Origin of the sequence: Paenibacillus suaedae (assembly GCF_032337355.1) — a bacterium.
Classification (GTDB): domain Bacteria; phylum Bacillota; class Bacilli; order Paenibacillales; family Paenibacillaceae; genus Paenibacillus_B; species Paenibacillus_B suaedae.
Genome location: NZ_JAVYAA010000004.1, coordinates 361,392 through 384,011, shown reverse-complemented (window position 1 = coordinate 384,011; position 22,620 = coordinate 361,392). Strand labels below are relative to the sequence as shown.

General features: G+C 48.5%; 20 protein-coding genes. 5 read left to right on the top strand and 15 right to left on the bottom strand.

Going from position 1 to position 22,620, the window contains the following annotated elements:
• Positions 1 to 116 precede the first annotated feature (116 nt).
• The gene (bioA, locus tag RQP50_RS18690) at positions 117 to 1,502 is read left to right on the top strand and encodes an adenosylmethionine--8-amino-7-oxononanoate transaminase (protein ID WP_315746335.1); all 1,386 of its coding nucleotides are present in this window, start codon (positions 117 to 119) and stop codon (positions 1,500 to 1,502) included.
• Positions 1,503 to 2,402: 900 nt separating this feature from the next.
• On the opposite strand, the gene murB is transcribed toward bioA, so the two are convergent.
• The 6 genes from murB to RQP50_RS18660 form a co-directional block, all read right to left on the bottom strand.
• The gene (murB, locus tag RQP50_RS18685; protein ID WP_021256157.1) at positions 2,403 to 3,320 is read right to left on the bottom strand and encodes a UDP-N-acetylmuramate dehydrogenase; all 918 of its coding nucleotides are present in this window, start codon (positions 3,318 to 3,320) and stop codon (positions 2,403 to 2,405) included.
• Between the two features lie 751 nt (positions 3,321 to 4,071).
• Positions 4,072 to 5,028 carry an ABC transporter permease gene (locus tag RQP50_RS18680; RefSeq protein WP_315746334.1) on the bottom strand — a complete coding sequence of 319 codons (957 nt, stop codon included), beginning with the start codon at positions 5,026 to 5,028 and terminating at the stop codon, positions 4,072 to 4,074.
• Complete coding sequence (locus RQP50_RS18675) at positions 5,021 to 5,947, bottom strand: ABC transporter ATP-binding protein (protein WP_072731074.1); 927 nt, start codon at positions 5,945 to 5,947, stop codon at positions 5,021 to 5,023. The genes RQP50_RS18680 and RQP50_RS18675 overlap by 8 nt, the downstream gene beginning before the upstream one ends.
• A gap of 98 nt (positions 5,948 to 6,045) precedes the next feature.
• A complete protein-coding gene (locus RQP50_RS18670) occupies positions 6,046 to 7,062 on the bottom strand; it encodes an acetoin ABC transporter permease (protein WP_315746333.1) in 1,017 nt (338 codons plus the stop codon).
• Entirely contained in the window at positions 7,049 to 7,930 is an 882-nt protein-coding gene (locus RQP50_RS18665) for an ABC transporter ATP-binding protein (protein WP_072731072.1), read from the bottom strand. The genes RQP50_RS18670 and RQP50_RS18665 overlap by 14 nt, the downstream gene beginning before the upstream one ends.
• Entirely contained in the window at positions 7,927 to 8,313 is a 387-nt protein-coding gene (locus RQP50_RS18660; protein ID WP_021256162.1) for a GntR family transcriptional regulator, read from the bottom strand. Before RQP50_RS18660 ends, RQP50_RS18665 begins: the two co-directional genes overlap by 4 nt.
• A gap of 195 nt (positions 8,314 to 8,508) precedes the next feature.
• On the opposite strand from RQP50_RS18660, the gene RQP50_RS18655 reads away from it, so the two are divergent.
• Complete coding sequence (locus RQP50_RS18655; protein WP_315746332.1) at positions 8,509 to 9,393, top strand: alpha/beta hydrolase family protein; 885 nt, start codon at positions 8,509 to 8,511, stop codon at positions 9,391 to 9,393.
• A 116-nt stretch (positions 9,394 to 9,509) separates the two neighbouring features.
• On the top strand, positions 9,510 to 10,877 hold the full coding sequence (locus tag RQP50_RS18650) for a Na+/H+ antiporter NhaC family protein (protein ID WP_072731070.1): 1,368 nt from the start codon (positions 9,510 to 9,512) through the stop codon (positions 10,875 to 10,877).
• 228 nt (positions 10,878 to 11,105) lie between these two features.
• On the opposite strand, the gene RQP50_RS18645 is transcribed toward RQP50_RS18650, so the two are convergent.
• The gene (locus RQP50_RS18645) at positions 11,106 to 13,376 is read right to left on the bottom strand and encodes a fibronectin type III domain-containing protein (RefSeq protein ID WP_315746331.1); all 2,271 of its coding nucleotides are present in this window, start codon (positions 13,374 to 13,376) and stop codon (positions 11,106 to 11,108) included.
• A gap of 263 nt (positions 13,377 to 13,639) precedes the next feature.
• On the opposite strand from RQP50_RS18645, the gene RQP50_RS18640 reads away from it, so the two are divergent.
• Positions 13,640 to 14,062, top strand: coding sequence for a hypothetical protein (locus RQP50_RS18640; RefSeq protein ID WP_315746330.1), 423 nt, complete (start codon positions 13,640 to 13,642; stop codon positions 14,060 to 14,062).
• Positions 14,063 to 14,213: 151 nt separating this feature from the next.
• Here RQP50_RS18640 and nadE read toward each other — a convergent pair whose 3' ends face one another.
• The 5 genes from nadE to RQP50_RS18615 all read right to left on the bottom strand — a co-directional run bounded on the left by nadE (position 14,214) and on the right by RQP50_RS18615 (position 18,506).
• Positions 14,214 to 15,023 carry an ammonia-dependent NAD(+) synthetase gene (gene nadE, locus RQP50_RS18635; protein WP_315746329.1) on the bottom strand — a complete coding sequence of 270 codons (810 nt, stop codon included), beginning with the start codon at positions 15,021 to 15,023 and terminating at the stop codon, positions 14,214 to 14,216.
• Between the two features lie 87 nt (positions 15,024 to 15,110).
• Positions 15,111 to 15,545 (bottom strand): BrxA/BrxB family bacilliredoxin, encoded by a 435-nt coding sequence (locus RQP50_RS18630; protein ID WP_021256168.1) that lies wholly within the window; start codon positions 15,543 to 15,545, stop codon positions 15,111 to 15,113.
• A 199-nt stretch (positions 15,546 to 15,744) separates the two neighbouring features.
• Entirely contained in the window at positions 15,745 to 15,855 is a 111-nt protein-coding gene (locus RQP50_RS18625; RefSeq protein WP_005543361.1) for a hypothetical protein, read from the bottom strand.
• Between the two features lie 55 nt (positions 15,856 to 15,910).
• On the bottom strand, positions 15,911 to 16,672 hold the full coding sequence (locus RQP50_RS18620; protein ID WP_315746437.1) for a hypothetical protein: 762 nt from the start codon (positions 16,670 to 16,672) through the stop codon (positions 15,911 to 15,913).
• A gap of 43 nt (positions 16,673 to 16,715) precedes the next feature.
• Positions 16,716 to 18,506, bottom strand: a complete 1,791-nt coding sequence (locus RQP50_RS18615) for a two-component system sensor histidine kinase NtrB (protein WP_315746328.1) — start codon at positions 18,504 to 18,506, stop codon at positions 16,716 to 16,718.
• Positions 18,507 to 18,692: 186 nt separating this feature from the next.
• Between RQP50_RS18615 and RQP50_RS18610 the strand changes: the two genes are divergently transcribed.
• Complete coding sequence (locus RQP50_RS18610) at positions 18,693 to 19,967, top strand: BaiN/RdsA family NAD(P)/FAD-dependent oxidoreductase (RefSeq protein ID WP_072731064.1); 1,275 nt, start codon at positions 18,693 to 18,695, stop codon at positions 19,965 to 19,967.
• 45 nt (positions 19,968 to 20,012) lie between these two features.
• On the opposite strand, the gene RQP50_RS18605 is transcribed toward RQP50_RS18610, so the two are convergent.
• From RQP50_RS18605 to RQP50_RS18595, 3 genes are all read right to left on the bottom strand, one after another.
• Positions 20,013 to 20,432, bottom strand: coding sequence for a hypothetical protein (locus tag RQP50_RS18605; protein ID WP_021256172.1), 420 nt, complete (start codon positions 20,430 to 20,432; stop codon positions 20,013 to 20,015).
• A gap of 107 nt (positions 20,433 to 20,539) precedes the next feature.
• Entirely contained in the window at positions 20,540 to 21,868 is a 1,329-nt protein-coding gene (locus RQP50_RS18600; RefSeq protein ID WP_315746327.1) for an ABC transporter permease, read from the bottom strand.
• Positions 21,868 to 22,566: an ABC transporter ATP-binding protein gene (locus RQP50_RS18595; protein WP_251485894.1), complete on the bottom strand. Its 699-nt coding sequence runs from the start codon at positions 22,564 to 22,566 to the stop codon at positions 21,868 to 21,870. Before RQP50_RS18595 ends, RQP50_RS18600 begins: the two co-directional genes overlap by 1 nt.
• Positions 22,567 to 22,620 lie beyond the last annotated feature (54 nt).

Genomic DNA, 22,620 nt, shown 5'->3' with positions numbered 1-22,620 from the left:
CCTCCTCGTGTAAAGTTCTTGCCCTGCTGAATCTTTAATGTTAACCTTTATTTAATATTATTGGTTAACATTAAAGATTCAGAGCGTTCGTCATTTACAAAGGAGCTGGGAATGAGATGGAAACAGAAAGACGGGAATCTCTTCTACATAAGGATCGTTCGTATGTCTGGCATCCCTTTACACAAATGAAGGAGTATGCCGATCGTGATCATGTGTTAATTGAACGTGCGGAGGGCATGTATGTATACGATGCAGAAGGGCGTCGCTATTACGACACCGTGTCTTCTTGGTGGTGCAACCTTCACGGACATGGGCATCCACGCATTAAGGCCGCGATTGCCGAGCAGTTGGATCAGTTCGATCACATTATGTTCAGCGGCTTAACTCATGCCCCAGGGATAGAACTGGCGGAGAAGCTTGTCCAGCTTAGCCCCGAGGGGCTAAATAAGGTATTCTATTCGGACAATGGATCGACTGCTGTGGAAGTGGCTATTAAGATGTCCTTCCAATACTGGCAGCAGATCGGCCGCCCTTCGAAGACAAAGTTCGTTTATTTGGAAGGCAGCTATCATGGTGATACATTGGGCGCGGTAAGTGTGGGCGGAGTTCCGCTCTACCATTCACTTTTCAAGCCGCTTCTGTTCCATGCCCACCGCGTGCCTGCGCCGGATATGCGCACTGCTCGCATATCCGGCCCTATTGGCGAGCGGGAGGTCGCGGAGGCGGCACTAGCGCCGGTGCGCGAGCTGTTCGAACGCGAGGGTGATACACTCGCGGGCATCCTCGTCGAGCCGATGCTGATGGGCGCTGGCGGCATGATCATGACGCCTGCCGCTTATATGCAAGGCTTGCGCGAGCTGTGCTCTGCGTACGATGTCCATCTTATTGCGGACGAGGTCGCAACGGGGTTCGGGCGAACGGGCAAGATGTTCGCCTGTGAGCACGCCGGGGTCAGCCCCGACATCATGTGTCTCAGCAAGGGGCTGACCGCAGGCATAATGCCGCTCGCGGCTACACTGTGCCGCGACAGCATCTACACCGCGTTCTACGATGATTACGCGGCGCAGAAGACATTCTTCCACGGCCACAGCTTTACCGGCAATCCGGTGGCGTGCGCCGTGGCCCTCGCTTCCCTGCGCCTGTTCGAGGAGGAGCATACACTCGAACGAGCGCAGGACACCATTGCCGCGCTCAGTTCGGCGATGCGCGGCATTGCCGAGCTGCCACACGTTGCAAATGTGCGGCAGCTCGGGTTCGTTGCGGCGTTCGACCTATATGAGGATGTCGAGCACCGCAAACCATTTGCTCCCGAGCAGCGCATCGGGGCGCAAATGTACGAGGCGGGCTTCGAGGATGGACTCATCCTCCGCCCGCTCGGGGACACCCTCTACTTCTGGCTGCCGCTATGCGCCACGCCAGACGATGTGCATGACATCGCCGCTCGCACCATCCGGGTGCTCCACCGCGTTCTGCTGCTGCAAGCGCCAGCGTGCTTAGAGTAAACAGGGAACCAGCGGAGAAATTAAGCCCAGTTAAACATAAAAGAAAGAAATCATAGAAAGATGACTCTGGCTTAGGCTGGGGATTCGGATTCGGTCTTGGTCTTGGGCTTAGGCTTAGGCTTAGGCTTAGGCTTGGTCTTGGTCTTGGTCTCGATCTTGGTCTTGGTCTTGGTCTTGGGCTTAGGCTTAGTCTTAGTCTTAGTCTTGGTCTTGGTCTTGGTCTTGGTCTTGGTCTTGGTCTTGGTCTTGGTCTCGGTCTCGGTCTCGGTCTCGGCCTTGGTCTTGGTCTTGGTCTCGGTCTCGGTCCCGGTCTCGGCCTTGGTCTTGGTCTTGGTCTTGGCCTCGATCTTGGTCTTAGTCTCGGTCTCGCGGTTCCGGTCTCGGGTCTAGGTTTTTGCTTCGGCATTTGGCATTTGGCTTCGACCGACAGCATTTTACGGCGTTGGTGAGATCAATGCAACTAATTGAACACACTTATCTGCACGTACTACTATTTTGTACAATGTGAATGGACAAACAAGAGAAATGTCTATACAGAGGTGGACAAAGACAATAGTATGTCCTCCACACCTGAATTTCTATATATAGAAACAAATACGAACATATATCACCATATATAGATAAAAATAGCTTCTAGGAATATACCTCTCCTCCGAAAATGTGTCCACCATTTGAAAGGCATTTCAGTGTTTTTTCCTCCGTAAGAGGACAAATCACACACCCAAATGCTATCACTAGACAAGCAATACAAACAACAAGAGCCCTGTGGATACACCAGAGGAATTCCATCAATATTGGAATTAGGTTCTGGCCTCCATAGGGCTCTATAACTTTTGCAACTAGTCTGAATTGTATGCTGCTCCGTTTATCTCAAACCATTTACAAGATCAGAGGATGTGATTATTCGTCTTCGCCAATGATGCGAACTTCAGTCTCGAGCTCGACGCCGAATCGTTCGTTAACTGTCTTTTGTACGTGGCGAATAAGAGAGATATATTCGCCTGCAGTCGCATTGTCCACGTTAACGATGAATCCTGCATGCTTCGTGGATACTTCAGCACCACCCAAACGCGTTCCCTGCAGACCGGATTCTTGAATGAGCTGTCCCGCGTAATGCCCCGGAGGTCGTTTAAAGACACTGCCGCAAGATGGATATTCAAGCGGCTGCTTCGATTCACGCAAAAATGTGAGTTCATCCATCTTCGCCTTAATTGCATCATATTCTCCCGGCACAAGTGAGAACGTTGCTTCCAGCACCATATATCCTTTCGGACCGATGTTGCTGCGTCGATATCCTAATTCAAGCTGCTCCTTGGTAAGCCGAACTAGCTCCCCTTCCGGCGTAAGCACCAGCGTACTTTCTAATACATCCGCAATCTCTCCGCCGTATGCACCAGCATTCATGTACAATGCTCCACCTACAGAACCCGGTATGCCGCAAGCGAATTCAAGTCCCGACAAATGATGCTCCCGCGCGGCACGCGATACGTCGATAATTGCCGCACCGCTCTGCGCGATGATCTGATCTCCGTGGCGTTCGATTTTGTTCAACTTGTTCAAATTGACAACAATTCCCCGAATTCCGCCATCCTTCACGATTAGATTGGAGCCGAATCCAAGGATCGTTAGCGGCAGTTCATGCTGACGTGCGAAATCAATGACAACTTGCAGCCCTTCGTAATTATCGGGCGTTACATACAAATCGGCCTTGCCACCCATTCGGGTATAAGTATGTTCTTTGAGCCATTCACCTTGTTTTATCGAATCTTCCGCAATCCGTTTACATAATTCATGATACCGTTCTGAGAGGTTATGCATGCTATTCCATCCTTACTTATTCTTATTCATTCAACCTTACCATTACATTCATTTCACATTAACATCCATTATAGCCATACCAATACGAGAGTGTTCGCCTATGTGAAGCTCTCTATCGTTGTATGGACGTTACCTTACATACATTCCAGTATATCAAATTTTCTCAGACAATTAAGATGGCAAAAGTCACCCCTTGTCCAAGCCCGCATGTATGCCCCTAGTCTCATGGAAGATAATCAGTACGTGGAGCCACTACTCCAACATATGCACGAACATGGGCGAATGGCAACAATAGTGAGGGCGGCGCATTGATAGTGAAGCTGCAAATGATGCAAAAGCCTGTTACATGCAAATAAGAACAAGTTCTGATGATACGCAATCAAGATGCAACTGATTCGAAACGGCGTTAATGCTCTGCTGATGCCGCTCAATCAAAGATAGAGATGATTCGCAAATGCGTTACACGCAAACATAAATAGAGACACAGAACCAAAAGGGTAGATGATTCATCACTACGTAACATGCAAGCATAAATAAGATTTGAGACCTTATCATTGAAGTTGTCTTGGTGATTGAAATACGCTCGTTCCATACAGTGGCATAGTACGGTTACAAGTATGCTTTCAACGAATGTCCATTTCTTCATTCATGGTCCAAGGTCATTACTGGGAAATAGGAAGTCGGAAGGTGCAGAAGCTGTGAATCTCAGAAGCAACAAAAGCCGCCTATCCAAGTAGGCGGCCCAGCTCTATTATCCTGCTACATCTCTCTTTGTAAAGGTAAGCCAAGAAACAACGTGAAATGCAAGGAAGTAAACAATCAGCACGGCAATCGAGAAGCCGAGCGTCATATCCGGGCGGAGTGGTGTTCCCTCGAAATACGGACGGAGGTCGATATTGGCGAACAGTATATATTTCCCCCAGCTATAATGCGCGAAGAGCGCTGCCATATTTCCGCCAATGAGCAAAAAGCACAGGGAAAATGCGATAGCCATAGACGAGCTGCGGAATGCCGCCGATATCATAAAGGCCAATGTCACAAACATAACTAGCTCAATGATACTGAACCCATAATCCTTCAGCAGCGCAAGCAGCCTCGAACTTTCTACAATTGTACCGTCTTCTCCGATACCTATGAGTGACTGTGAGAAACCTCCAAAACCCTCAACAACCCCTCCTACCAAGAAGGAGAATAGAATATTGATTGCAGTAAGAACAAATGCAAATTGGAGGGTAGCCGCATACTTGCTCAGTAATATGCGGGTGCGTGAGGCTGGCCCAACGAGCAATAACTTGATCGTCCCCCACGAATGTTCGGCAGCGAACATATCCGCTGCAATAACAACAGTAAATAGAATAACAACCAGCATCAGCTTCGAAGAAAGATTCACGATGCTCCATATGTTCAAGGCATGCGGATTACGATTATGCTCCAGGTAGTATTCATTGAGCTGGATCCGGTTCGTTAACTCCTGCTTCGCGTCTGGCCCAATTTTTCCACTGTTGTCTGTAAGCTGTTGCTTCAAATGTTCATTGGATTGGACAACATATTGCTGCCATCCCTCACCCTTGCGTGGGTCTTTGTCAATTTCCATAATACCGGTCAGCAGCACAATAACAGCCATAAGTATTCCGATCATAATCCATGTACGAGGGCGCCGATATATCTTCATATTCTCGTTCTGAATGAGTTTGTAATAGCTAGACAATACGCTCCCCTCCTGTCAGCTCCAAAAATTGATCTTCCAATGACAGATTCGCCGCTTGAATGCCGTACACATCGATGTCTGCATGCACGAGCGCCCTTGTCAGGTCAGGCACCCGCTTGCGCCCTGCCGAAATATGAAGCTGGCCTTCATCAACATGCATATCAAGATCGGGCATCATTGCAGATAACATCTCCCAAGCTGCCCTCGGGTTGTCGACATCAATCACGATATGCTGCGTATCCGTTTTCTCCTTCAATTGCCTCATCGAGCGAACATCGATCAGCTTGCCAGTCTGGATGATCGCAACTCGATCACACATCAGCTCCATCTCGGACAATAAATGAGAGGATACGACGACACTGATGCCTTCTTGATGCGCCAAGTTGCGCAAATAATCTCGCAGCTCACGGATCCCCGCTGGATCCAGCCCATTCGTTGGCTCATCGAGAATTAATACGGAAGGCTTGTGCAACAGCGCTTGAGCGACACCAAGCCGCTGCCGCATACCCAGTGAATAGCGCTTTACTTTCTCATGAATGCGATTTTCCAACCCAACGAGCTTCACGACCTCGTCAATCCGCTCTTTCGTTATGCCCGAATGTCTTCGTCCGTAATATACGAGATTTTGATACCCTGTCAAAAACTTATACATCTCTGGATTTTCAACTATCGCACCAATATGGGTCATTGCCTGCTCGAACTGCTTGTGCACAGGAATTCCTTTCACGTAGATCTCACCAGATGTCATCGAAATTAATCCCACAATCATCCGAATCGTTGTCGTCTTGCCCGCCCCATTGGGACCCAGAAATCCAAATACTTCTCCCGCCGGAACATCAAATGACATCTGATCCACAATCGTGCGCTTGCCAATTTGTTTGGTTACATTGCGAAGCTGAAGGACTGCTTCTGAACTCATAAAATCCGAACCTCCCAACAGAAAATAACCCTCTGAACCTACATCCCCTGAACATTAAATATGGACGACTCTCTCAACCAGCAGCAAAATCTATATTTCTATCGACGCGGGCGCATATGTGTCAAGGTTCGAATAATCAGATAGCAAAGAACAGCTCCAACCCCTGCTCCGCACACATATCCAATCCTTCCCGGAGAAAAAAAGTCATAACCCACAGTTCCCCCGTACAGCGCTGCAAATATGACACCTAACACAATATAAGCCTTTTCTATAGCAGGGAATACAAACTGTTTGCCGTTATTCTCCGTACGATTGCGGGAGTACAGCCACATGCCAGCGAGTAATAACAATATCGAAACGATACTTATAAACCCATACGAATATCCAGGCCCTTCATGCGTGACCCAATTCCCTACATTAAATCTGTCCCATACGCCAATATCAATTACAGATTGAGCGGATTCTGACACAGGGATCATGGATATATGAACGAATTTTCCTATTACAAACCGCAGAAAATCAAATAGAGTCATGCAAAGCAGAAACAACAACGCCTGCATTGACCATGTTCCTGTAAAGGATCCTAGGAACAAGGTAAGCGTGTATATGGATACTGCTACAAAAATCATATGGAGTCCTCGTACACCTATCTCCCCTATAGAGACATATTCACTTACATGCGAGGATGCGAGCACCACGAAATCTAATCCTAGTGTAATAACAATTGTGCTCACAATGTACACAATACCAATCATCCATTTGGTCAAATACAATATCCATCTTGGATAAGGCAGGGCAAACATATGCTCATTCACCTGATTTCGCCGTTCCTGACCTAATAGCCAAATAGACAATATAAAACTACCAAGGATGATAAAAATCAAACCACCGCCATAATCGTTATACAGATTATCGCCTGCACGGCCATCTTGATATACATAGGTAACATTCTTAACAAATGTATCCCTCATCGACTTAGAAGCCCACCACAACTTCCACATATGCGTATAAACGATAGGAAAAAAACTCGCCAGCAGCATGAGCCACAGCAGTACGCGTGTCTGACGATACTCCTTCCACCAGAGCGCCTTTACGAACAGCTTATGCTTCATCATCGTTACCTCCCGCCTTCCCGATAAACCAATCCTCTAGTGTCAATGGGAGCTCATCGACGAGCAGCGGCTTCAGCTCTTGCAATTCTGTCATTGCTTCATTCGACTCTAGGATAACCGTATATACACGGCCGACCTGTTGTAGAACGAACACATCTTCCCGATGCAGCCACATCGGAGATTTATCCCCGTTAAATACAACCTGCAGCTTCTTCATCTGCTCGCGCAAAAGCTCCAGTTCCCATATATCATCCGTTCTCCCATCTCGCAGCAGAACCACAGAATCGGCAATCCGATCAAGCTCACTGAGCATATGTGACGAGATGACAATGGAGTTGTTCTCATGGAGCGAGTCGACAATTAAGCTGAGGAGCTGTTTCTTAGCAACGGCATCGACGCCATTCGTCGGTTCGTCGAATAGGATCAACCCAGCCTTCGTTGCAAGACCAAGCGCCGTACTGAACAGCATCTTCATCCCTTTGGACAAGGTGCGAACTCGCTTGTGCATCGGCAGCTTGAACCGCTCCATCGCCGACGTAAAGAAGAACAAATCGAATTTGGGATAGATCATTCCGTACCACGCAGCACATTCCCGAATCGTGTACATTTCTAGCGCAGTTGGAGCATCGGGTACGAATACAACATCCTGCTTGCATACCGCATGTGTGTGCGTGTGAATATCCTTGCTGTCATACGATACACTGCCCTGATCTGGGTCGTATACCCCAACCAACGTCCGTAGTAAGGTGGTCTTACCCTCTCCATTCCGTCCTACGAGTCCAATGATTTTCCCTGGTTCGATCGTAAAGCTTACTCCGCGAAGTATCGGTTTCCCATCTATTGCTTTATGGACATCCGTCACTCGCATCATGATTCATCCCTCCACCATTCCTCCGAAGCTTGCTCCACCATCTCTATAAATTCCTTCCGCTCCAGCCCCAGATGTTTCGCTTCAACGGCGATGCGGTTCAATTCATCCTTCAGCTTCGTCATTCGTTCATTCGCCATGCGAGGGACAGGTGTATCCGCAATGAATGTTCCTTTGCCTCGAACCGTCACAATTACTCCTTGGCGTTCTAATTCCTGATAAGACTTGCTCACTGTATTTGGATTTACTAACAGCATTGTCGACAACTCCCTTACGGACGGCACCTTGTCTCCGCTTTGCAGCGCTCCCTGCGCAACTAGAGCCTTCATCTGTTCGACGATTTGCTCATAAATCGGCATAGCACTCTGTTCATGTAATCGAAACATGGCAGCCTCCTTTCACATTTGCAATTACGTAGCAGCTTCAAATAGATTCGCTTACAAGTGTACTACTTCAACTAGTACACATAGTACACCTGTAAACCTAAATATGTCAATACATTTATTGGGATACCATGCACCATTTTTCTTATTCTGTGTTACAATATGGCTGGATATTATCAGACCAAGGGGGTCGGATTAATGAGACATTCATTTACGCTCTCATGGGAAGGGCAAGAACGCATTTTGCGAGGCGATGCCTTCACCCCTGGCAGCACCTTCAATTCAAAGGAAAAGCCAAAGACAGGTGTGCTTCTTGTAGCCCACGGCTACAAGGGATTCAAGGATTGGGGCATGTTCCCTTATGTCGGTGAACAGCTAGCTGAACGCAGCGGACTCCTGACCCTAACCTTCAACTTCACATATAACGGTGTCGGCCCTTCGCTCGATCGCTTCGATGAACCTGATCGATTTGCCGTTAACACCTATCAGCGAGAGCAGGAAGATATAGATCGTCTCTTCCACTGGGTACGTTCAGATAAATTTGGCCAGTGGATAATTTCTGAAAGAATCGAATATGATGTATTGCCGAAGACACCCATTTACTTGCTAGGACATAGCCGTGGAGGCGCAAGCAGTCTGCTCTATGCACTCGACCACCCGGATGCGGTAAATGGCGTAATTTCGTGGAATGGTGTTACGAATATGGATTTGTTCACGGAACAACAGAAGGAGGAGATGAGGCAATCCGGGCGTTCTGCCGTTATTAATGCCCGCACCAAAGAGGCATTGCCATTAGATCGAGTTATGCTGGAGGATTTGGAGGTTAATGTGGAGAGATATGCATTGATTGAACGTATGGAGAAGGCTCATTTCCCCCTGCTTCTCGTTCAAGGCTCCGATGATTTGCCTGGATTCCGCGAGGGATCGGCACAGCTAATTGATAACTATCCTGCAGCGAAATGGATAACCATTGATAATGCCGGACACACCTTTAATACGGTTCATCCCTTCCAAGGCACGACCCCAGCACTTGAAGCTGCAATCGAGGCTACCTCGGACTGGCTTCATCACCACCCACATTGACTGCCAGCGAAGAACGACAGTACAACCTGAACGTAATCTGCTTGAACCATCGTGATGATTATTGCTTGCATGATAGATGCAGCATTAGAGTATAAGACAGGAGTTGCCTAATTGCCATGTTATCGAAACAACAGCTGATTACGGTCATTATGACTACCATTGCAGGACTAACTGCAGCTTACTTGCTTCATGTTCCACTTCTTATTGGGTTTGCACTCGGCTTCATCGTTCTCACCATCTTATCTCGTCGCCAAGGCAATACATGGACTTCTCTGCTTCGTTATATGAGGGATGGAGCCAAGCATACACTTGGGGTAGCTTGGATACTTATTATGGTCGGACTTATGATTCCCGCATGGACCATAAGCGGAACGATCCCTTATCTTATCGAACAGGGGTTGTCTTGGATCGATCCTGCTTATATGACAACACTCACGTTCTGGTTCTCCACGATCTTCTCCATGCTGCTCGGGACTTCAACTGGAACACTTAGCGCTGTAGGCATTCCCATGATGGGGGTAGCTGCGATTGCGGGCGTTCCATTGCCGCTTATGGCAGGGGCACTCGTCTCCGGCGCATTTGTCGGAGACCGGACATCGCCATTCTCCAGCACGCATCGTCTTGTTGCGGACTCTACAGGGACGAGTGTCGGTCGCCAATACCCAGCTCTCGTGCCTACCACGCTGCTGGCACTGGCTTCAGCGACCGCATTCTTCATGTGGTTCGATACACAGGGGAGGTGGACTGTACCGGAACAAGCACTGCGCATGGAATCATTCGATAGCCACTTCACCTTCAGTCCTTGGCTGTTCGCTCCTGCTGCTGTCTTGATTATCGCAATCGTATTCCGACTACAGGCTCGCATCGCCTTTACCATGTCCATTATTGTTGCGCTCGTGATCGGTACATGGCTGCAAGGAGCGACGCCAGTCGAATGGGTGAATGGTTTCTTGTTCGGATATGAAAATGCCGAGCTCCCTTCCCTTCATACGAAGGGAGTACTGCATATGATTGAGCTTGTCCTATTTATTATGATCGCGGGTGCTTTTAATGGCATATTGGAGGCTACTCGTTCGCTGGAGCCGTATATCGCTGCCTTTATTGGGCGCAACAGCGCACTGCCAGGAGCAACCGTCCGTGTCGGTTTATTCGGATTATCATTAACCCTTGTATCCTGTACGCAGACACTGCCAATTATGATGGCAGGCCGGAGCGTGATGCCGCTGTGGTCGGAGCGTTTCCCGAAGGAACAACTTGCAAGGGTGATTGCGGACAGCGCGCTCGTCTTTGCCGCTATTATTCCTTGGAACCTGCTTGCGGTACTGTGCGGCACAATATTGGGTATTCCCGTTCATCAATATGCACCATTCGCAGTCTTCCTCTGGGTTATTCCAATCTGGACACTGCTCGTATCATGGGTAATTGGCCACAGACGAACACGCAAGCTGAAACCGGCACCTGCTCCAACGGTGCAAGGATTATAACCGAGACTCCAATTTAAGATCATGCGAAGTGAATCATCTAAAAGCGATAACAACATAAATAAACCGGTTCTACTATGCAGTAGGAACCGGTTTATTTATTTCTGCTTTATTTGGTTCTATACAGTATTATATCGAATATGTGACGCAGCCAGACTACTGCTGATGCGCACTCTTCTTGTTTTTCAAGCTGTAATTCCGAAGCTTCCCGATGTCGGCAATTCACCAAGCTTACTGCTTGCCATGAGCAACCTGAACGGGATCCGAATTATTTCTTGCTCCTACCGCCTTAATTACGAAGCGATAGCTCTGCTTAGAATCCATGTTCTTAAGCACATAACTATATTCGGATTGACTTGGAAGGGCTGGGACATACAGACTCCAATTTTTCCCCACCTTATCATCCTGCTCATATATTCGGAAACCTCTAACAGGCTCCGTTCCAACGGCAGGACGGCTCCACGACAGAATCGCATCTCTGCTCTCGAACTTCAGGTTGGCTTGCTCCACTTTGCCAGGCTTGCCGTCCGTTCTTTTAATGCTGTACTCGTCGTATTTCTTAATCCCTTCGTTCTTTGCCGCCGTATAGGACGTGAATTTCAAAACATCGTTCGATATCGAAACATCAGTGAACATCTTTTTGAACGGCTGTGCGTCAATGACTGCAAAATAATCGTCATACCCCGGATGTTTTTCGTAAAATTTCCCGCCTACTGAGTTTGTCATGAGGTAGACGGAGCCTTTCGGATCGACTACATTTCCCTCTTTATCCTTCACCACGTTTTTGATCGGCTTATCATTGAGCATTTGGTAGGATCTCATATACATATGGTCATGGGCTTCGAACACAATATCAATTCCCAGCTCATCGAATACGGGTACCAAGTATTTTTTGTAGAACTGGATTCGGCCATCTTCCCACTGTCCCGCATTGTCTCCTGCCGAGTAAGGGCCTTTGTGGAGCGACACGAACTTCCATTTCTTATCAGTCTTCGCAACCTGATTTCTCATCCAGTCCAATTGAGCGTTGAATTCGGGATCCACCCACTCTAGTTCTCCTTTTTTATTCAATCCGCCCTCAAACTGGGAATTGAATTGCATGAAGAGCGCGTCCCCATATTCGAACGCATATACGGAACCGTCGTGAGTACCTTTCACTACATCCTTCGGCAAGTTAAAATGGTTGTAGAAATTATTGTTCTCCGTAGTTTCGTCTCCATCGTAATCTTTCACCTCATGGCCGCCAAGCACGGGCACGAGCGGCACTCGGGCAAGTTCCTGCTGAGGGAGGCCCAGAAACCACTGCCACTGTGATTCCAAATCACCATTGTCGACCAAATCCCCGGTTAATATAAAGAACTTCGGATCCCCGATATGCTCGATCGCTCTGCGGAACGTATCCTGCCAGAGTTCGAATGTGGACTTGCTGGAGGCTTGCGAATCCGATCCTACGATAAAATGAAAATCTCGATTGTCTGCTTGATCCGTAGTAAATGAGCCGATAGCTCCCCATCCATCCGCATCCCCATTTCCTGCCCGATAACGATATGACGTCCCCGGCTTGAGATTATCAGCCGTGACCTTATGGCTTGCAAATTTCGTTTTTTTCTTGGAGGATCGATCGCCTTTTACCATGAATGTCTCGATAATGTCGGAACTTCCCATATATGTAATCGCCTTAGCTTCCGGAAATGCGCCGTTCCCCATTTCGGAGGCTTCCACCACCTGCAGCTTCGTGCCAGATACCTCCTTCGGCGTATACCAAGCAAACGCCAGGCTTGTCTTGGCACCTCCATTGAAGGTCATGTTTAATAACTGCGGCACCTTGAGTGAGCTGTTCGTTTTGGGTACGCCATGAACAACGATATCCTTGATTCGACTTGAGCCGGTATCGCTTATCGAGCCGCTGTCTGACACTTTTGAATCAGAGTTTACGACCCAACGAATATATAATCGCTCCCGATCGGCTGCACCGCTTGGCAGCGCAATACCGTTTAACGAGCTGGCAGAACTGTATTCCGTGCCTAGCACAAGTGTGCCTTTTTCAACGTCCGTCCACCTGGACAGATCCGTGCTAATTTGGAGCTTGAAGTCTCTAGGCCCAGTACTGGAGGACTTCTGCTGCGAAGATACTGTAATTTGCTCCAGTCCCTTCGTCGACAAGGAGGCTAGCCAAGCTTTCTTGCCTTTGCCCTTGTCCCAACCTTGATAACGGATACTCTTTTCGCTCTCATCGAATGTAAATCCTGTTCTGGAACTCCCACCGACCTCTTGGATAAGCGTAGCAGAATCTTTGGATAAACCGGACGCAGCATAGAAGATGCCTGGATCGTTCTTTAGGTTTACAAATTCCCATTTAGCCACAATCTCTGCACTGGCGGACACGTTCAGTTCTTCCTCCGCACGAGCAGAGCCCATGCTGGAGACTGCCAGCATAATAACCGCTAGCCATACCGACAACACGCGATAACCATTCGCCAATTTAATACGCTGCTTTGCCATTCCATCGCCTCTTCCCATTCAATGAATTGAGTTCCTTGATATTGAATAGATAACAGAAAAATACAAAACTAGCCACTTATATTATACATATTATGGAATAAACGGGCTACTGAATTATTACCGTATTGCATAAGCCGTCACAGTCCGTTCACTTGTTTTTTCGGTTCAATCTGATAGAATACGGGTAATTCTCAGAATAACATGCTTCAGCGCAGCAGCGTACTCACGCTGTACGCAGACACAGTCAGCAAAGGAGGATACCTATGACGACTCTATATTCGGACTTACGCACGAATGCCAATGTCAAACACTCTATTTCTACACTCCAGCATCTCCTAGCGTCACTTACTCAGCAAGAAGTCATCACATGTCATCTCCCATTCATCGAGCATACGCTTTATCCTGAACATTCGATTTTCATATATACAGAACAGCAGCTTAATCATCCAGAATCTCCATTCCGTTTGAAACGCAAGCTTCAGGAAGATGAAGTTGTCATCGCCTATTTAGAATCCCGCGGGTTGCTCGTTGCCGCTGGCTCTGAATCTGCATTGTCTACAGCTTGCCTGAAACTAGGCAGCCTGTTTGAGGAACAGTGCGCAGTACAGCCGCAAGCCGCACGCCCTCGCTTAAAAGGAATATTATGTCAGGGCGTATCCCATGATGCACATCCTCGCGCGATATAACCGAAAGTGAAGGCGCAATAAAGCAGGCATGCATGATACCGAGTAGTTCGGAAAGCGTCCAATGTATACAAAAAGGCAAGCATCCAGTGCGATGCTTGCCTTCTGTCATAGGTAACTGCTTTTCAGCGGCGTACCTGTTATTTTCGTTCTGTTAAATGCCGGGAATCGGGGAACGCTTATGTTCCGTCTTCTGATATTGGCGCTCGATCTTCTCGCGCACGTCATCCGGTATGTTCTTACCTTCGAGATAGTCGCTATTATGCTCGTACGTAATGCCAAGCTCCTTCTCATCGGTTTGGCCTTCCCACAGACCTGCTGTTGGTGCCTTATCAATGACGCTAGCAGGGACACCAATATGCTTCGCGAGTTGGCGCACTTGACGCTTATTCAGAGAAGACAATGGCGTAATGTCCACTGCTCCGTCTCCCCACTTCGTATAGAAGCCTGTCAACGCCTCAGAAGCGTGATCAGTACCTACAACTAGCAAATTCAGATCAAAGGCAAGCGCGTATTGCACAACCATCCGAGTACGAGCCTTCATGTTTCCCTTATTTGGAACACTCAAGGAACGTGCTTCCGGCAGCTGCTTAAGCGCCGCTTCTACCTCTTGGGCGGCTTCATCAACCGCTTTAGCAATATTCGTCTCTACCGTATGCTTCAGATTGAATGCTTGCGCGGTTGCATAGCTGTCAGAAATATCTGCCTGAGTACCATAAGGCTGGAACACGCCAAGCGTCATATACTCCTTGCCTGTCTCCGCAGTCAATTCATCCGTCGCCTGCTTGCATAATCCCGTCGCAACCGCACTGTCAATCCCGCCGCTAATCGCGATCAGAAGCCCCTTCGTTCCTGTATTCAACACATACTGCTTCAAGAAGTCGACCCGCTTGCGCACCTCAGCATCTGGCTCGATCTGTGTCTGCACGTTGAAGCGCTTGATAATCTCTTGCTGTAAACTCATTATTTCGTCCCCTTCCTACAAGCATCCGTGCTTGGCCTACAATTCTATAGAAAATCCCCGCATCACAAGATGCGGGGCATAGTTAACTTAGCGGCAGAACTTATCGTATGCAGCCGTCAGATCAGCAGCAATCTCCTCTGCTGAACGATTCTCTACTTGATGACGCTCGATGAAATGCACCAGCTCGCCATCCTTCATCAAAGCGATCGATGGAGAAGAAGGCGGATATGGCGCGAAGTATTCGCGAGCCTTCGCCGTTGCTTCCTTATCTTGCCCAGCAAATACGGTGAACAAGTGGTCAGGTGTAGCATCATTCTCTAATGACTTGCGTACGCCTGGACGGCACAGTCCAGCGGCACAACCGCATACTGAATTGACAACAACAAGTGCTGTTCCCTTCGCTGTAGCCAGTTTCTCTTCCACTTCCTCTGGTGTTCGCAATTCAACGCAGCCGATGGAAGTTAACTCGTCACGCATAGGTTGAACCATATCACGCATATATTGCTCAAAAGACATGGACATCCGTACTTCACTCCTACTCTATAAATAATTCCGTTGTCAGTGATGGATGAGTACCATCGGACACTGTCGCTACTATTGTAACCATTTGTAGTGAAGTAAAGCAAGGGAAAGCCGAAACCGATAACGGTTCCGGCTCGCTGACTTCTACCAGTTAGGCCCTCATTACTGAGGAAGCTCCATGACCGAAGATCGCATCCTCCTACGTAGAAGGGCGATTCGGGCCATTTAACTTCTTATCGACTCCGCAGGTATCATTTGCAGCGCTGTTTTGCTTGTCTTGCTTGCGCTGTTCCTTTGAATCTTGGCTCATCGCATAGGCCTCCTTTTCACAAAGTCGGTTCTATTATGCTCAGGCAGCAACTGACCTATCCTTGTGATGCAGGAGGCTCTACTGGCATGGCAGCCTCGGCCTGCGTATTCTTATGCGCCACTCCCCGCTCTCTACTGCGGGTTACCATATAACCTACCGCTAGCATTACACTGTAGATCCACTGATCCACTGTTAAGTACATCCATGTAGATCCACTGCCATATGCATAACTTCCAAGCATGCCGACTACACCGCATACAACAAAGGCGATCTGTGCGTCAATAAGCGATCCGAGCCTTCTCTGACGAGACCAGAGCAAGGCCAGGAGAACGATACAACCGAGCGTCTCAGCCGGCGGTATCCCCTCCACCTGGAATCCACTAAGCTGAAGCAGCGGTGTAAATCCCGGGGCCTGTCCACCATTAAGCGTATAGAGCCATCCATATGCCGTTACGAAAGTCAACATACTATGCGACAATAGATCAATGAGCACGGGATAAGACAATTGATGCTTGCGTATGTATAAGGTCGTCCATACAATAATGCCAAGCACAAGTAGGATGTTCCCCTCTGTGGAAGTGCCTGTCATGTACAGCAGCGAACGCGGCTGCCGCCACAGGATTGAGGGCGTGTCCCATAGAAATCCGAACTTCTCATTGAGTATGACGACTAGAATAACCGTCATTGCCCAATCTCCATAACGGCGCGAGATTCCACTTTCCGCGCGTGCCCGGAGCGCCACCGCCCCAGCTGCTAGAAGCAAGGAGAGCAGGCTAACGAGCAGGCCCCAATGAATTGTAAAATTGCCAAGCTGCATGACGCTCACCCTATCCACCTCCAAGCTTCATATTAGCGAAAGACTAGACTTGGTTCAATGCTTCCTCCTTATCCGGCTGTATATTCCCTAGTTGTACTGGATGCTGTGCAAGTGAAGAGTCCCATGCAGCTGTCGGGACATGCACCGGAGATTGGCTCGTCTGTTCTAGGCGAAAGGCTGCCTCAAACACCGTTCCATCTTCCCCCGTATGCACCTCTATCGTTCCATCATGCTGTTCGACAATACTCAAGCACAATGGCAAGCCAAGGCCCGTCCCCTTTGATTTCGTTGTGTAAAATGGCTCAAATAGCCGCTCCACAATGTCGGCGGGAATACCAGGCCCTGTATCTTGAATACGCAGCTGTACTCGCCCTCCAACAAATCTTGTTTCGAGCGTAAGCACGGCTTCTGTGTCCATCGCTTCCATCGCCTCCATGGCGTTGCGCGACAGATTCAGAATAAGCTGCTTCATCTCCTTCACATTGACCGGGAAAATCGGCACATTTTCTGCAAGCTTCAACGCAATCTCTTGACCTCTCATATTTGCATCAGCCCAAAGCAACGGTGATAACTGATGAATAATGTCATGAAGGTGAACCTGTTCTTTCTCAATAATACGATTTTGCGCTAAAGCGAGAAAGTCGTTAATGATACTGTTTGCTCTATCGATCTCTTCCATTACGATTCGATAGTATTCCTTCAAATGCGCGGGACTCTTTTCTTGGAGCAGCTGTATGAACCCACGAATAACCGCCATTGGATTACGAATTTCGTGCGTGATGCTTGCCGCCATCTGCCCGACTAAGCTTAAGCGATCCATCTTGCCCAGTTCTGCACGCAGCTTCGACAGCTCCGTAATATCATGCAGCATGCCGACAGCCCCTGTTATCGCTCCAGTAGTCTCGCTTCGAATCGCACTTGTACTAACGACATACTCTCGTTCGTCCAATTTCACTACTACGCCTTCCATCTTCTCTCCCGCGAGTGCACGATACATGCCGTCGTACAAAGTTGGAATATCCCCTACCTGTGTCAACAGGCAGCGAAAAGGGCGGCCGAGAATGTCTCCCTTTGTCACATGAGGTGCTGCATTCTGCATACTGCGCAGCATCATATCATTTAAAGCGGTTATATTGGTCTGTGCATCAACCGCGATGACACCGAGCGGTGTCGTGTCTATTAATAGATTCAGCTTCTCTGCTTCTTCACGATATTTCGTAGAGACGATTTCATATCCTTGTACAAGGAATAGCTTCTCCCTCGTCTCCTCCATATAGTACACAGCTAAGTAAGCGGTTAAGAAAAAGGCTGCTCCTAGCATGAGCATCGATAGAAGCATACTGCCATCAATAACTCGTTCATGCCTCCACAGCAGCACTCCATAAACCAAGGAATAGAGAACAATACCCGCGAAGGAGAAGGACAAAATAATAGCGACACGCTGGCGGAATCCGGAATGACGGAAAGAATTAATAAAAGCAAACAATAGCGGGATCATATAAAGGAGTGCATCACTCCACAGCTTCTGGGGATGCCCATCGTGATAGAAAAAACCAAGCATACCTAAATATAATCCAATCATGAGGAACCCAACCCGATATCCACCATACATTACTCCTATCATAAATGGCAAAATTCGGAAATCAAAAGGCTGGGGCATTTCTGTATAGAAGGAAAATACGATGCATAACAGCATAGAAAAAGCAGAAGACAATCCTATGACGAGAGGGGCGCGGGACACCCGCTCTGGCTTCAAGGAGCAGACTTGATAGGCAATCGCTGGTATGCAGGCAATAAGGCTTTGCAGTAAGACTTCCTTAAGTGCTACGTACATACAGTTCTCCTCTTGTCAGGATAGAAAATGGTAAGATTGGCTTGATTAAAGCATAAAAATGAGGGCTTTTCAATGGAACCGCCGAACGTTTTAGCGAAGTTTTAGTTTTTACGATACAATAGGCATCAGTAACGGATGCGCAGTGCGTATCCTAACCCTGTCAAAGACCTGTCAAAGGAGTACAAAATGGAACGAACCGATGTTATCGTCGTAGGTGGCGGCCCCTCTGGACTTATGGCATCCATCTCTGCTGCACGCAACGGAGCCAAGGTAATTCTCGTGGATAAGGGAGACCGACTTGGCCGCAAGCTTGCTATATCTGGCGGAGGACGCTGCAATGTAACGAACAATAAACCACTGGACGAGCTGATTCAGCATATCCCTGGCAATGGGAGATTTCTGCACAGCGCGTTCAATCATTTTAACAATCAGGATATAATCGAGTTCTTCGAGAATCTCGGTATTGCATTGAAGGAAGAGGACAATGGCCGTATGTTCCCCGTATCAGACAAGGCGAAGACGGTCGTTGAGTCACTTCTGGGAGAAGTACGCCGATTAGGAGTAGCGATTCGTGTCAATCAGCCTGTCGCACATCTGCTGTACGAGGATGGTTCCGTCCAAGGTGTGCGCTTCAAAGATGGATCCGCATTGTATGCCCCAGCGGTCATACTGGCTACCGGCGGGAAGTCTGTTCCTCATACGGGCTCAACAGGAGACGGCTATGCTTGGGCAGAGGCTGCCGGACATTCCATTACGGATCTGTATCCGACGGAAGTGCCTCTAACCTCGAATACGTACTTTATTCGTGAGAAGCTGCTTCAAGGATTGTCCTTGCGCGATATTCGGATCGCGGTATGGAACAGCAAGGGGAAGAAGATCATTGAGCATCAAGGCGACCTGCTCTTTACCCACTTTGGCCTGTCCGGCCCTGCTGCACTTCGCTGCAGCCAATTCGTCGTGAAGGAATTGAAGCGTTCCGGCCTTCAGACCGTACAGGTCACCATCGATATGAAGCCTGATCTGTCACTGGATGAGCTTGTTCGAGATTCGCTTCGCATTTGTGCCCAAGAACCAAAGAAAGCTATTAAGAATGTACTGAAGCATCTGCTGCCTGAACGAGTAATCCCGCTTCTGCTTGAACAGTCTGGCATCGATGAAGGCACCACATACGACCATATTCCGAAGCAGCCATGGCAGGAGATGTGCCAATTGATTAAGGCATTCCCTGTGAAGGTCAACGGCACGTTATCGCTTGAGGAAGCCTTTGTTACAGGCGGCGGTGTGAATCTTAAGGAAATCGATCCGAAGACGATGCATTCCAAAAAGGCGCGTGGACTCTATTTCTGCGGAGAAATATTGGATGTTCATGGCTATACGGGCGGCTATAACATTACAGCTGCCTTTGCAACTGGCTATACGGCAGGGATGCATGCTGCTCAGCAGACCCTACATCAAGCATAACAAGCAAACAGCCTGCTCACAGAGCAGGCTGTTTGCCTTCTATCATTAGATATGGATGCCGCCAGGGAAGTGATTCGTCGTCTCATCATCAAACATCCCGTATGCTTCTTCATCACGATGCGACAAGTCATCATGACTCGGATTGTGCCTAGCAGACGCATAGCGGTCATCATCTGCCCAATCCTCATTGACCATATGGGCCGGGATAGGGATATAATTCATTCCATAGGCTTGATCCATAACGGACATCTCCGTCATACTCGCTTCTTCTAGAAGCTGGCCGCCGTGCGCCTCTGCGATCTCAAGCGCAGAGGTCAAATCTCGCTTGTCTACATGGATATGCAGTTCTGTCTCACTAGCGCTGTCGTAAGCAGGCGTATATCCTAGCTCCTCCAACGTATCGAACGCCAATCTTGCACCTGCAGGATCCGAGAATCGGAACCGAATCGCAGTCGTATCTTGCATCCTCGTTCCTCCTATTCGAATAAGCTTACGTTAATATACCCGCCAGACAGGAGGAACATACACACAATCTGTCCTGCAATTGGTTGTACGAGCAGTTGCCGAATACTTTATTCAGTAGAGGACAAACGTGACTGTTCTTGTCTCTCCTCCATTTGCTTCTTCTGCTTCCACCCACGCAGCGTAACAATTGTATTGCCGATGAAGGCAGCCATCAGACCACCTCCCGCTACATATAGCGGAATCATAATAGGTGTTGCAGCAATACCTGCAGACAACCCCCACAGCACGCCTGGCCCTGCACATAAGACACGCGCCATATGCGCCGAGGCCTGCTGCAAACTCTCTGAGCGGAAGCTGAACATGGACGCCACATCACCATCGATGAATTCCTTCCAATACGTGCTCAGCCAGTATCCGAGAATACCGCTTAGCACCGGCCCTATAAGAATGAACAGACCATGCAGTGAAGTGATATAAGAAGCACTCATTCCAATAAAGAGGAGCTGCAAATAAAACTTGCGATGGGTGCTGCTTCGAAGCAATGACTTGACCGCAATAGCTCCAATAAGGCGGCCTGACTCATTCGTCTTCATGAAGTAGCCCGACTTCGGGAACAACATTGGGCGTGTCCGTTTGCGCCGTTGTGCTCTATCCACGCTCTGCGACAGCAGCATCGCCGTTAATTGCATCTTGAGCTCGCCCTCCCGTTCAACATCATGCTCAAATGTATGCTGAACATGGTTTCGCCAGCGAATAAGGGGGAAGCAGCTGACCAATATAATCGAGCCATAGACGAGCACCCAACTCACATGAATACCGAGCAAGTAAAGAATAACTCCATACAAGCCAAGAGCTGCCACCCCTGTGACAAAGCGGATCATCCAACGTGCCCAACCTGAGAAAGCAGCCAAATTATAGTTCCGTACTAATCCTGCTAAGTAGGATAAGGAGCTAATGGCAAATCCAATCGCGAGTAAATCCGTACTATGCAACGAATACCCGCGTATGAGCCATGGAGCAAGCAGTAACAGTATGACGGCTGTTATGATCGTTCCTCGCAGTGCATATTGAATTAACCCGAATCGAACAAGCGGCTTCCACCAATAGGGCTGCTGACGAAGGAAGAGAATATCCCCGCCTTCCACCCAAGTGCGAAGTGATCCACTTATGATAGGCAGCAGCAAGGGAAGCAGCCAGATCGCTATAGGCAGCTTCAACCATGCAGCATCCAAGGGTTCCACCCACCATCCCCAATAGAACTTAACTCCTAGGAGCAATAGCGGTACGACAATATACAACCATACCGTCCAATCCAATGCGATACGAAGTGCCCGCCATTGATACACCATATTCGTCTGGAAGCGGCGGAAGGCAAGTGTTTGCGGGGATGTTACCTTCATCGTCGACAATGGACGAACCTGTCCCTCGCTCCCCATTAGGTCAACACCTCGAAACAATCGAATAGGGTTCCATCCGGCAACCCGCTTATTTGCCGCACTTCATCAAACGTCCCTCTTGCAACCACGCTTCCCTGATGAAGCAGGATGAAGCTGTCGCAGACGCGCTCAGCCGTGTCGAGTACATGCGTACTCATGAGGACGCCCGCTCCCCGCTTGCGTTCCTCCTCAAGCATACGGAGGAACTTCCGCGTTGCTCGTGGATCCAAGCCAATGAAGGGCTCATCCACGATGTATAATGACGGCTTGAGCATGAAGGCAATGATAAGCATCAGCTTCTGCTGCATCCCCTTCGAGAAGCTCGTTGGGAAATGGTGCTTCACCTCTGTCATTTGAAATTCGGTGAGCAGATAATTCGCCTGCTCGACAAACTGTTCCTGCGGCAGATCATATGCAGATGCAGCGAGTTCTAAATGCTCCCATAATGTCATGGAGTCATAGAGGACAGGCTGTTCAGGCACGTATGCATAAGTTCCATTGCCATCCCCAATCCGAACGCTGCCAGCAACATCTCGCATAATGCCCAGCACGGACTTGATTGTCGTGCTCTTCCCAGCACCGTTCGGACCGATTAGCCCTACTAATTGACCCGCTTCTACTTGAAACTCGATATTATGTATTTTAGACTCGCCTTTCTCATATCCTGCAGATTGTATGCTTGCATCAAGAACAACCATACGGATCTCCCCCTTTATCTTAGGCATAGCCAAGCTGCTGTACCTAACCGTTCT

Bases quoted from the DNA above. Each gene is read 5' to 3' on its own strand.
- RQP50_RS18610 (WP_072731064.1), top strand. From the start codon at position 18,693: ATGGAACGAACCGATGTTATCGTCGTAGGTGGCGGCCCCTCTGGACTT.
- RQP50_RS18670 (WP_315746333.1), bottom strand. From the start codon at position 7,062: ATGATGAAGCATAAGCTGTTCGTAAAGGCGCTCTGGTGGAAGGAGTAT.
- RQP50_RS18650 (WP_072731070.1), top strand. From the start codon at position 9,510: ATGTTATCGAAACAACAGCTGATTACGGTCATTATGACTACCATTGCA.
- RQP50_RS18625 (WP_005543361.1), bottom strand. From the start codon at position 15,855: ATGAGCCAAGATTCAAAGGAACAGCGCAAGCAAGACAAGCAAAACAGC.
- RQP50_RS18655 (WP_315746332.1), top strand. From the start codon at position 8,509: ATGAGACATTCATTTACGCTCTCATGGGAAGGGCAAGAACGCATTTTG.
- RQP50_RS18630 (WP_021256168.1), bottom strand. From the start codon at position 15,545: ATGTCCATGTCTTTTGAGCAATATATGCGTGATATGGTTCAACCTATG.
- RQP50_RS18645 (WP_315746331.1), bottom strand. From the start codon at position 13,376: ATGGCAAAGCAGCGTATTAAATTGGCGAATGGTTATCGCGTGTTGTCG.
- RQP50_RS18675 (WP_072731074.1), bottom strand. From the start codon at position 5,947: ATGAGTTCAGAAGCAGTCCTTCAGCTTCGCAATGTAACCAAACAAATT.
- RQP50_RS18605 (WP_021256172.1), bottom strand. From the start codon at position 20,432: ATGCAAGATACGACTGCGATTCGGTTCCGATTCTCGGATCCTGCAGGT.
- bioA (WP_315746335.1), top strand. From the start codon at position 117: ATGGAAACAGAAAGACGGGAATCTCTTCTACATAAGGATCGTTCGTAT.
- RQP50_RS18620 (WP_315746437.1), bottom strand. From the start codon at position 16,672: ATGCAGCTTGGCAATTTTACAATTCATTGGGGCCTGCTCGTTAGCCTG.
- RQP50_RS18640 (WP_315746330.1), top strand. From the start codon at position 13,640: ATGACGACTCTATATTCGGACTTACGCACGAATGCCAATGTCAAACAC.
- RQP50_RS18595 (WP_251485894.1), bottom strand. From the start codon at position 22,566: ATGGTTGTTCTTGATGCAAGCATACAATCTGCAGGATATGAGAAAGGC.
- RQP50_RS18665 (WP_072731072.1), bottom strand. From the start codon at position 7,930: ATGATGCGAGTGACGGATGTCCATAAAGCAATAGATGGGAAACCGATA.
- murB (WP_021256157.1), bottom strand. From the start codon at position 3,320: ATGCATAACCTCTCAGAACGGTATCATGAATTATGTAAACGGATTGCG.
- RQP50_RS18600 (WP_315746327.1), bottom strand. From the start codon at position 21,868: ATGGGGAGCGAGGGACAGGTTCGTCCATTGTCGACGATGAAGGTAACA.
- RQP50_RS18660 (WP_021256162.1), bottom strand. From the start codon at position 8,313: ATGTTTCGATTACATGAACAGAGTGCTATGCCGATTTATGAGCAAATC.
- nadE (WP_315746329.1), bottom strand. From the start codon at position 15,023: ATGAGTTTACAGCAAGAGATTATCAAGCGCTTCAACGTGCAGACACAG.
- RQP50_RS18615 (WP_315746328.1), bottom strand. From the start codon at position 18,506: ATGTACGTAGCACTTAAGGAAGTCTTACTGCAAAGCCTTATTGCCTGC.